This is a genomic window from Actinomycetospora sp., assembly GCF_055612215.1.
The window spans coordinates 1-6,542 of the sequence record NZ_JBVPVA010001120.1; the positions used below are offsets into that span (position 1 = coordinate 1).

Consider the following 6,542-nt stretch of genomic DNA (forward strand, 5'->3'; position numbering starts at 1 on the left):
CGCCCGCCGCGGCGGCGGCGGCCAGGGCGAGGACGCCGACGGCGTGGGCCTGCCCGGACTCGGAGACGGTCAGCAGTCCCGTCCCCGCGACGAGGAGGCCGACGGCGAGCAGCACGGAGCGACGCCCGGCCCCGGCGGGGCGCACCTGTCGCCGGTCCGTTTCGCGACCGGAACGGTCGGTGTCCTCCACCGGCGTCGTCGCGCCGGGATCGAAGCGGCCGCGCAGCACCATGGAGAACAGCAGCCCCAGCGAGGGCACCAGCACGACGGCTCCGCCGACCACCGCGATGAGCAGTCCGACGAGCGTGGGGGCGGGGGCGGCCGCCTGATCCGCGGTCAGGCCCGGCAGCAGCACGGGATGCTGCGCGAGGCCCCAGCCGGCCACGACGGCGGCCACCGCCAGGGCCGCCGTGAGCCGTGCCGCGTCGTGCCGACGTGCACCGACCAGACCGAGCGTGACGAGGCCCGCGCCGGCGGACAGCGCCAGCGCGACCGAGCCGGGCCAGCGCAGCAGTCCCCGCTCGACCAGCGGAGCGTCGACCCGGAGCACGACCAGGCCGCCGAGGGCGAGTGCACCGGCCACGACGCCGCCGGCGAGAGCGCGCACGCGGAAGCGGCGCTCGAGGTCGGGTGCGCCGATGCGCGCGGCGTCCGCGGCGAGGTAGACGGCGGCGAGGAACGCCGAGAGGACCACCGCCAGGACCCCGATCGTCAGCGACGACGGGTTGAGCCAGCTCGTCCACAGGTTCCCGGCCGCGTTGCCGACGGGCACCCGCATCGAGACGATGCCGCCGACGACGGCGCCGAGCGAGAACGGGGTCAGCACCGACGACGCGGCGAAGAGGGTGTCGACGGTCCGGCGCTCGCGCGCCGTCCGGGTGCCGGCGTGCAGCGCATAGGCCGCGCCGCGGGCGAGCACGCCGAGGGCGGCCAGGAACAGCGGCACGGTGAGCGTGGTGGCGACGGCGCCCACCAGCACCGGGTAGGCCGTCCACGCCACGGTGAGGACGAAGACCAACCAGACGTGGTTCGCCTCCCACACCGGGGCCAGCGCGTGGTGGGCGTGGTCGCGCAGCCGCTCGGCGGCCGGGCCGCGACCGGCGGTGAGCTGCCACATCCCGGCGCCGAAGTCGGCGCCGCCGAGGGTGGTGTACGCGGCCAGGCCGAGGAGGACCACGACGAGCGGGAGCTCCGCGAGGGTCATGCCGCACCCCCGATGCGCCCGCCGGAGGGCACCGGCTCGGCCGGTCCACCACGGACGTCGCCGTCGCCCGGGTCCTCGTCGAGGGGGACCGCCGCGAGGCGGCGCAGGACCCACACCAACGCGACGGCGACACCGACGTAGACGGCACCGAGCACGGCGTACCCCACCGGGATCCCGGGCGCCGCGGTGACGGCCTGGGGGGTGCGCATGACGCCGTAGACCGTCCACGGCTGGCGCCCGACCTCGGTGACGACCCAGCCGCACAGCAGCGCCACCAGCGAGGCCGGGCCGGCCACGACCACGGCCCGGCTCCACCACCGGGACGCGGGCAGCCGACGGTGGCGGACGAGGACGACGAGCGAGAGCACCCCGAGCACGGCCAGCAACGTCCCGACGCCCACCATCGCCTGGAACGCCATCCGCACGACGTTGACGGGCGGCGCCTGGTCGGGCGGGACGGCGTCGAGCCCGGTCACGACGGCGTCGGGGTCGTGGACGGCCAGCAGCGACAGCATCCGTGGGAGCTCGATCCCGTCGACCACCTGGCCGTCGCGGTACCAGCCGAGGACGTGCACCGGTGCCCCGGCGACGGTGTGCCCGAGGCCCTCGAGCGCGGCGAGCTTCACGGGCTGGTAGCGCGCCACCGCCCGCCCGGCCCAGTCGCCGACGAGCACCTGCACGATCGCCGCGACCGAGGCCACCGTCACGGGCACCGCCAGGGCCAGCCGGTCGTACGCCGAGTCGTGCCCGCGCAGCCGCTCCATGGCGTAGACCGCGGCCACGGCGAACCCCGTCACCACGAAGGCGGCGACGTACATGTGCACGAACTCGTGCCACAGGTAGGGGTTGGCGAACAGCGCCTCGGCGGGACGGACGTCGACCACACGCCCGTCCCGCAGGGTGAAGCCTCCGGGGTGGTTCATCCACGCGTTGACCGAGATGACCATGAACGACCCGGTCACGCCGGCCACCGCGATCGGGATCCCGCACGCCAGGTGTGCGCGCGGACGGAGCCGGTCCCAGCCGTAGAGGTAGATGCCGATGAAGACCGCCTCGGTGAAGAAGGAGAACCCCTCGATGGCGAACCCGAGGCCGAACACACCGCCGAAGGTCGCGGTGAAGACCGGCCAGAGCAGGGCCATCTCCACGCTGAGCACGGTGCCGGTGATGACGCCGATCGCGAACAGTGCCGCCATCACCCGGCTCCAGCGGCGCGCGAGGTCGCGGTGCAGTGCGGCTCCGGTCCGCTGGTGGAGTCCCTCGAGGAGCAGCACGAGCACCGGGAAGGCGATGCCGAAGCACACCAGCGGGATGTGCGCGGCGAACGACAGGGCCTGGAGCTGGCGCGCCTGGTCCAGGAAGGGCTGGCCCGCGGGAGGGAACACCTCGACGAGGGTGGCGGCCCCCCGGGCGGGCGGGAACCGACCGGAGACCGCCCTCGCACGACAGGACGAGCGGGGTCGGGGGTTCTCGACCCGGCGTGACCGCGACGGCCGGAGCGTGCGCGGCGGATCGTGGGCGCCCCCGCGGAGCGGCCGGTCGGATCCCCCCGGCCGGAGTCCGCGGCGTCGGGCGGAACGATCGAGAGGTGACGGAGGAGCGGTCATGGGAATTCTCGGATGGATCGTGCTGGGACTCGTGGTGGGCGCGTTGGCGAAGCTGATCATGCCCGGTGACGACCCCGGTGGTGTCATCGTCACCGGCGTGCTCGGGATCGTCGGGGCCCTGCTCGGCGGGTTCGTGGGACGTGCGCTGTTCGGGACCGGTCTCGGGGACTTCTTCGACCTGCGTACGTGGGTGCTCGCCCTCGTCGGTTCGCTGGTCGTGCTCGGGATCTACCGCCTCGTGGCGGGACGGCGTGCCCGGACGTGAGCGGGGTCTCCGGGGAGGCGCCGCCGCGGGTCGGAGGTGACGTGGGCACGACGACCCTGGTCGCCGGGACGACCTTCTGCCTGTCGACGGCCGGTGGCGACGTCGTCCCCGGTGGGGTCCAGGGTCTGTTCGTCGACGACACCCGCGTGGTGTCGGCCTGGCGGCTGCGGATCGACGGGGCCCCGGTCGAGCCCCTGGGGATCCTCGAGAGCGAGCGCTTCCGGGCGACGTTCGTCGGGCGCACGCCGCCGCGGAAGGGTCGGGCCGACGCCACCCTCCTGGTCGAGCGCACCCGCAGCGTCGGCGACGGCATGGTCGACGAGCTGCGGATCCGCAATCTCTCGGCGGAGGCGGCCGGGCTGACGGTCGAGCTCGAGGTGGAGGCCGATTTCGCCGACCTCTTCGAGGTCAAGGAGAGCCGCGTCGACCGACGACCCCGGGTGGCGCTGGAGGACGACGAGCACGCGGTGACGTTCGTGCTGGCGTCCTCGCCGCACCGGTCGCGGATGCGTGTCGTCGGTGACGGCGAACCGGCGACGACCGGCACGACGTTCCGCCACACCGTCCTCGTCCCCGGACGCGAGACGTGGACGACCCGCTGGGTGGTCGGGGTCGCGTTGGGCCCGTGCGACACGTTGCCGATCCACGACGAGGGGTCCCCGGAAGGTGAGGCCGCCCGGCGGATGGCGCGGTGGCGGCTGTCGGCGCCGGTGGCCGAGACCCCGCGGCCGGGCCTGGAGACCACGCTGCACACCAGCTCCGAGGACCTCGGCGCCCTGCAGATCGACGATCCCGCCCACCCCGACCGCCGGGTCGTCGCCGCCGGGGCGCCGTGGTTCATGGCGCTGTTCGGCCGCGACTCGCTGCTCACGAGCCTCATGGCGCTGCCGCTGGACCAGGAGCTCGCCCTGGGGACGCTGCGCATGCTCGCCGACCTGCAGGGCCGCCGGGTCGAGCCGCTCACCGAGGAGGAGCCCGGCCGGATCGTCCACGAGGTGCGCTGCGGCCGGGAGGGGAGCCTCAGCCGGATCGGCTCCTCGGCCTACTACGGCACGGTCGACGCCACCCCCTTGTTCGTGGTGGTGCTGGGCGAGCTGCACCGGTGGGGTCTGGCCGGCGTGGAGCTGCGCGAGCTGCTGCCCGCGGCGGACCGGGCGATGGCGTGGGTGGCGGACTACGGCGACCGCGACGGCGACGGCTTCGTCGAGTACCAGCGGGCCTCCGACCGCGGGCTGGTCAACCAGGGCTGGAAGGACTCCTTCGACGGGGTGACCACCGCGGCCGGGCGCATCGCCGAGCCGCCGATCGCCCTGGCCGAGGTCCAGGGGTACGTGTACGCGGCGCACCTCGCCCGGGCCGAGCTCGCGGACGCGGTCGACGACCCGCGGACCGCGACCGAGCACCGGCACCGCGCCGCGGTGCTGCAGGAGCGCTTCGACGGACGCTTCTGGCTGCCCGATCGCGGGTGGTACGCGATGGCGCTCGACGGTGACAAGCGGCCGGTGGACGCGCTGAGCAGCAACATCGGCCACTGCCTCTGGTCGGGGATCGTGCCGCCGGAGCGCGCGGGCCGCGTGGCCCGTCACCTGCTGGGGGAGACGATGTGGACCGGCTTCGGCGTCCGCACGCTCGCCTCGGACATGGGCGCCTACAACCCCATGGGCTACCACACCGGGTCGGTGTGGCCGCACGACAACGCGTTGGTGGCGGCCGGGCTCATGCGCTACGGGCACGTGTCCGAGGCGCAGCGGGTGGCGCTGGGGATGCTCGACGCCGCCCGCGCCTTCGGCGGCCGCCTGCCCGAGCTGTTCTGCGGTTTCGACCGCGAGGAGTTCCCGGCCCCGGTGCCCTACCCGACGTCGTGCTCCCCGCAGGCGTGGGCGGCGGCGACCCCCGTGTCGCTCCTGCGGAGTCTGTTGCGCTTCCATCCCGATCTGCGGTGTGGGCGGCTGGGCTTCGACCCGGCGTTGCCGCCGGCGATGCTGCCGCTGCGGATCGGCAACCTGGCCCTGGCGGGGTCGCGCCTCGTGCTCGAGGTCGACGTGGACGGGTGGGACGTCCACGGGCTGCCGCCCCACGTGACGCCGGCGCCGGCGCCGCCGGGCCGCGCCTGACCGGTCAGGAGGCCGGACGCGAGGCCGCCGGCGGCCGGCGGGCCGCGGCGACCCGGCGGTACACGCGCTCGTAGCCGGCGGCGAGCGCGGCGTCGGAGAACCGCTCCTCGACGGCCGCGCGACAGTCCCGCGGGTCGATCTCGTGCGTCCGCGACAACGCCGCGGGCAGCTCCGCGGGCCGGTCGCACACCCAGCCCGTGAGCCCGTGGTCGACCACCTCGGGCACGGCGCCCCGCCGCAACGCCACCACCGGGGTACCGCAGGCCATGGCCTCGATCATCACCAGGCCGAAGGGCTCCTCCCAGTCGACGGGGAACAGCAGGCAGCGCGCGCCCGCCAGGAGGTCCAGCTTCCGCCGGCCGCCGACCTCCCCGATCCACTGCACGTCGCCACCGAGCCGGGGGGCCACGGCGTGCTCGAAGTACTCCACCTCGGGGTCCTCACGGCACTTCGCCGCCATCACCAGGGGGATGCCCGCCGCGCGGGCGGCGTCGATGGCCCAGGTCGGGCCCTTGTCGGGACTCATCCGCCCGAGGAAGAGGGCGTAGTCGCCCTTCGCGGCGCGGAACGGGAAGCGGTCGGGACGGACACCGTTAGGCACCGTCGCGGCCCACCGCGCCGTCGGCAGGCGCTCGCGCTGGGCGCGGGAGAGCGCGACGAGCGACGCCCGGGCGGACAGCGACCGGTAGTACACGCCCATGTCGCCCTCCACCGGCCCGTGCGCGGTGACCACCGTGGGGAGCCCGTGCTCCGCGCCGACCAGCGGGCCGGCGAGCGTGTTGTCGTGGACCACGTCGACGGCGAGGTCGGCCAGCAGCTCGGGGAGGCGGACCGCCTGCACCACCTCGGGCAGCGCTCGGCCCATCAGCCGGGGGTCGGCGGTCGGGCCGGTCGGTCGGAACGCGGCGGTGGTCCCGTGTCGTCCCGGGCCCAGGAGGGTGACCTGGACGCCGCGGTCGACCAGGGCGTCGACGAGGTCGCTGCACACCGACTCCACGCCGCCGTAGGCGTCGGGCGGCAGCTCCAACCACGGCGGTGCGATCACCGCGACGTGCAGCGGGCCGTCGCCGCGCTCCCTCTCCGCCCACCTGGTCACCGTGCCTCCTCCACCTCGACCGCACTCCCTGGGTCAGACACGGTGCAGGGAGTCGACGGTCAGGGGCATCGGCTCGGCAGGTCACATCCGCCCGGTGGAGCCTCGCCCCTCGGGCCGAGCCGTCCCCGGGCACCGGCACGGACCACGCCGACCTCGCCGGACCGGGGATCGGCGGCCGGCCGACGGTCGGCGCCCGCGATACCGACCACTCTTCGACCCGACGGGTCGGAATCGTCTCCGCGGCGTCGACCCGCTC

5 protein-coding genes are annotated in these 6,542 nt (G+C 75.1%); 2 read left to right on the forward strand and 3 right to left on the reverse strand.

Going from position 1 to position 6,542, the window contains the following annotated elements; all coding sequences use genetic code 11:
- Together AC0CYZ_RS30100 and AC0CYZ_RS30105 are read right to left on the reverse strand one after the other, a co-directional pair.
- Positions 1 to 1,204 (reverse strand): cytochrome d ubiquinol oxidase subunit II (locus AC0CYZ_RS30100; RefSeq protein ID WP_472221785.1); only part of this gene is annotated, 1,204 nt, incomplete at its 3' end.
- On the reverse strand, positions 1,201 to 2,589 hold the full coding sequence (locus AC0CYZ_RS30105) for a cytochrome ubiquinol oxidase subunit I (protein ID WP_472221786.1): 1,389 nt from the start codon (positions 2,587 to 2,589) through the stop codon (positions 1,201 to 1,203). The genes AC0CYZ_RS30100 and AC0CYZ_RS30105, both read right to left, overlap by 4 nt.
- 220 nt (positions 2,590 to 2,809) lie before the next feature.
- Here AC0CYZ_RS30105 and AC0CYZ_RS30110 point away from each other — a divergent pair, with 220 nt between their 5' ends.
- Together AC0CYZ_RS30110 and AC0CYZ_RS30115 are read left to right on the forward strand one after the other, a co-directional pair.
- Positions 2,810 to 3,076: a GlsB/YeaQ/YmgE family stress response membrane protein gene (locus tag AC0CYZ_RS30110; protein ID WP_472221787.1), complete on the forward strand. Its 267-nt coding sequence runs from the start codon at positions 2,810 to 2,812 to the stop codon at positions 3,074 to 3,076.
- Between the two features lie 41 nt (positions 3,077 to 3,117).
- Positions 3,118 to 5,190 carry an amylo-alpha-1,6-glucosidase gene (locus tag AC0CYZ_RS30115; RefSeq protein ID WP_472221788.1) on the forward strand — a complete coding sequence of 691 codons (2,073 nt, stop codon included), beginning with the start codon at positions 3,118 to 3,120 and terminating at the stop codon, positions 5,188 to 5,190.
- Between the two features lie 4 nt (positions 5,191 to 5,194).
- On the opposite strand, the gene AC0CYZ_RS30120 is transcribed toward AC0CYZ_RS30115, so the two are convergent.
- Entirely contained in the window at positions 5,195 to 6,286 is a 1,092-nt protein-coding gene (locus AC0CYZ_RS30120) for a glycosyltransferase family 4 protein (protein ID WP_472221789.1), read from the reverse strand.
- Positions 6,287 to 6,542 lie beyond the last annotated feature (256 nt).

Coding starts and splice junctions, on each gene's coding strand:
- AC0CYZ_RS30110 (WP_472221787.1), top strand. CDS start 2,810: ATGGGAATTCTCGGATGGATCGTGCTGGGACTCGTGGTGGGCGCGTTG.